The sequence below is a fragment of the Xanthobacter sp. BG11Y11_SDJG genome (assembly GCF_057364445.1).
Window position 1 is genome coordinate 1 of record NZ_JBNFNU010000432.1, and the last position, 3388, is coordinate 3388.

At 70.7% G+C, this 3388-nt stretch carries 1 protein-coding gene and 1 pseudogene; both read left to right on the forward strand.

All coding sequences use genetic code 11. The annotated features are described in order from the left end of the window. A pseudogene (locus tag AC2W7M_RS22305) lies at window positions 1–1079 on the forward strand (apolipoprotein acyltransferase); the annotation flags it as partial. 8 nt (window positions 1080–1087) lie between these two features. Further along, a partial coding sequence (locus AC2W7M_RS22310; protein WP_486135004.1) for an apolipoprotein A-IV repeat region-like domain-containing protein occupies window positions 1088–3388 on the forward strand: 2301 nt, incomplete at its 3' end.

Genomic DNA, 3388 nt, shown 5'->3' on the forward strand with positions numbered 1-3388 from the left:
CCGGCCCGAGGGCCGTCCCGGCCGCCCCGCGCCTCGACGTGGCCGGCCGCGCCGCCAATGACGACCGGCAGACCGTCGGGCAGCTGGTGGGCCAGCTTCAGCGCCGCGCATCGGCCACCCCCTATTGGTGGGCGGTCGGGGCCTCGCTCGGCTGGATCGCGCTCGGCGCCGCATTCGCCCTGGTCTATCACCGCGGCCTGATGGCGACCTCCGGCGGCGTCCAGTCGCTCGGCACCTCGCCGGCGCTGCTCGCGATCTTCGCCGGCATCCTGCTGCCGCCCATCGCCTTCTTCGCCATCGCCAGCGTGATCCGCCGCTCGCGCGAGCTGCAGGGCATCGCCCGCTCCATGACCGAGGTGGCGCTGCGCCTTGCCCAGCCGGAGGCGATCGCCACGGAGTCCGTGGTCACCGTCGGCCAGGCGGTGCGCCGCGAGGTGGCCGCCATGGGCGAGGGCATCGAGCGCGCGGTCGCCCGCGCCAGCGAGCTCGAGAGCATGGTGCGCGCCGAGGTCTCGATCCTGGAGCGCGCCTACGAGCAGAACGAGGTGCGCATCCGCAGCCTGATCGAGGAGCTTCAGGCCGAACGCCAGATCATCAAGGAAGAGACCGAGCATCTGCGCGAGAACATCACCCACGCCGAGGCCCTGCTCTCCAGCGAGGTCAAGGACGTGGCGGCGCGCATCAATACCACCATGCTGGAAGCCTCCGACCGGGTCACCGACATCCTGGCCCAGAAGGGCGAGCACATCACCGGCGCCCTCGCCCGCGTGGGCGACAGCATGATCGACAGCCTGACCGCCAAGGGCAGCGAGCTGATCGACCGCCTGCAGATCACCGGGACCGACATCCGCCAGGACCTGGCGCAGTCGGGCGACGACCTCATTCGCCTGCTCAAGGAGCGCACCGACGACGTCGCCCACAACCTGCTCGGCACCACCACCGACGTGGCGGCGCTGATCTCCACCTGGGGCGACGACGTCAATGCCAATATCGACCGCCTGAAGGACGGCATCTCGGACACGCTCAACGACCACACCGCGCGCTCGCCGACGACATCGGCGAGCGGGTCGCGGACGTGAACGCGGCCATGCGCGAGGTCGGCGACGCCCTGGTGCTCGACTTCTCGACCCGCGGCGGCGACATGGTGCGCAAGATCGCCGAGACCGGCGAGCGCGTGGCGGAGACCCTGTCCGTCAACGGCTCCGACCTCGCCGAGCGCATCGAGACCACCGGCAACCGCATCTACGAGGCGGTGGCGGTGCGCGGCGAGTCGCTCCAGCAGCGCCTCCAGGACACCGGCGAGAAGATCGCCACCTCCCTCGACCGCTCCGGCAGCCAGGTGACCGCAGCGCTGATGGAGAAGGGCGACGAGATCGCCTCCTCCCTCACCAATGCCGGCACCGACATGACGGAGCGCCTGTCGCTCGTCGCCGGCGAGGTGACGAAGGCCATCGGCACCCGCGGCTCCAAGGTGACGGACGCCTTCCGCGAGACCGCCGACATGCTGGTGGCCACCATCGGCAACAAGGGCGACGCCATCAAGGAGATGCTCACCTCGCGCCTGAAGGCGATGGAGGAGACCATCACCGTGCGCGGCAACGAGCTTGCCGACCGCATTCACCACGACGGCTCGAACCTCGCCCGCGCCATGCAGGAGGGCATCAAGAGCTTCGATACCACGGTGCGGGTGCATGCGCCCGAACTGGTGGACCAGATCACCCACCGGGTGAACGCGGTGAACGAGAACCTGCGCGTCGCCGTGTCCACGCTCGACGAGCGCCTCGCCACCACCACCTCCACGGTGGCGAGCACCATGGACCAGCGCATCGCCCGCATCGAGCAGACGCTCGACCAGCGCTCCCAGAGCCTGACCGAGACGCTCGCCACCCGCACGGTGACGTTCTCGCGCACCATCGCCGACGGCACGCGCGGCGCCACCGAGGCGGTGGACAAGTCGCTGGAGCAGTTGGAGACCTTCTTCGCCAGCCGCGGCAAGGCGCTGGGCGAGGTGCTGATGGACCGGGCCGAGACCGTGCACCGCTCCATCGGCAGCCGCGCCCAGGAGATCGCCTCGGTGCTCGACGGTCGCGTCAACCGCATCGAGGAGCTGGTGCTCGGCCGCCTGGAGGGGGTCGCCACCTCGATCGAGGTGCGCGGCACCGCCATGGCGGACGTGCTCACCAACCGGATCGAGGGCGTCACCTCCCAGCTGCGCGGTGAAGCCGTGCAGGTGGAGCGCTCGCTCTCGCAGCTGTCCGAGAATGTCGGCCAGTCGCTCACCACCCACGCCGAGAAGGTGGCCGAGGCGCTCGGCACGCGCCTGACCGAGATCGCCCACCTGATCGACGACAAGAACGGCACCTTCCTGCTGGCGCTGGAGCGCACCAGCCAGCGCGCGGTGGCCGAGATCACCGCCACCAACACCTCGCTCAAGGGCGACGTGCAGTCCATCATCGAGCGCCTCGGCGAGGCCAACTCGACGTTCCAGAACGCCATGTCGAGCGCGGTCGGCAATCTCGGCCACTTCTCGAGCACCTTCTCCAAGCAGGTGGAGGCGTTCAACACCACCGTGACCGGCATCGGCCACGCGGCGGAAACCACCGCCTCGCGGTTCGACGGCCAGGTGCGCTCGCTGAAGGAGCTCTCGCAGGGCGCCCTGTCCGAGATCGCCGGCCTCACCGACCGCTTCGAGCAGCAGAGCCGCTTCATGGCGGAGGCCTCGCAGGCGCTCGGCGCCACCCACGACCGCATCGACGCCACCCTCAATACCCGCCGCGCGGCCATCGAGGAGGTGTCCACCACCATCGCCCGGCGCATCGCCGACATCGACGGCCGCCTGCAGAACTTCCACACCATGCTGGAGGAGACGTTCCGCAACGCCCAGGACCGGGCGCGGCAGATCACCGGCCTGGTGTCGGAATCCGCCAGCGGCTCGGCCCGCAGCATCGAGAGCCAGTTCGAGCTGGTGCGCGAGACCGCCGAGGCGGAGCGCGAGCGCACCGCCGCGGCGCTGCGCGAGGTCCATGCCAACGCGCTGGCCGACGTGAACCGCCTGTTCGCCGAGAGCGGCGGGCGCTTCACCGCCGTCGCCTCCGACCTCAAGCAGGCTGCCGAGGACGTTCAGCAGGCCATCGAGCTGGCCCGCGAGGAGATGAAGCGCGGCATCCTGGAGCTGCCCTCCGAGACCGAGGCCAGCGCCGCCACCATGCGCCGCGCCGTGGCCGAGCAGATCAAGGCGCTCGCCGAGCTGAACGAGATCGTCGCCCGCCAGGGCCAGGCGCTCGACGTGGTGGAGCAGGACGCCCGCACCGCGGTGCAGGGCATCGCCCGCAGCACCGCCGCCCGCGACGCGGTCGCCCGGGTCCGCGAGCCGGCGTCGTCCGAGACC